This is a genomic window from Actinoallomurus iriomotensis (genome assembly GCF_030269445.1).
In the GTDB taxonomy this organism is placed as follows: Bacteria; Actinomycetota; Actinomycetes; order Streptosporangiales; family Streptosporangiaceae; genus Actinoallomurus; species Actinoallomurus iriomotensis.
In genome coordinates this window covers 1-255 of record NZ_BSTJ01000052.1, presented here as the reverse complement: position 1 = coordinate 255, position 255 = coordinate 1, and the positions used below count along the sequence as shown (strand labels likewise).

The following is a 255-nucleotide window of genomic DNA, read 5'->3' as shown; positions in this document are numbered from 1 at the left end:
GTCGGTTTAGGGTACGGGCCGCCGACACACATCGCTAGAGGCTTTTCTCGACAGCATGGGATCACTCACTTCACCTAAATCGGCTCGGCATCACATCTCACCCTCATGCACCACGGATTTACCTATGATGCGGGCTACATGCTTACCCCAGGACAACCATCGCCTGGGCTGAGCTACCCTCCTGCGTCACCCCATCACTTGCCTACTACCACCTCAGGTCCGCAGCTCCCCCCTCAAACAACCCGAAGGTTGAAA

1 rRNA gene is annotated in these 255 nt (G+C 56.9%); it reads right to left on the bottom strand.

What is annotated here, in order from left to right:
* Positions 1-255 (bottom strand): 23S ribosomal RNA (locus QSK37_RS51365); the annotation flags it as partial.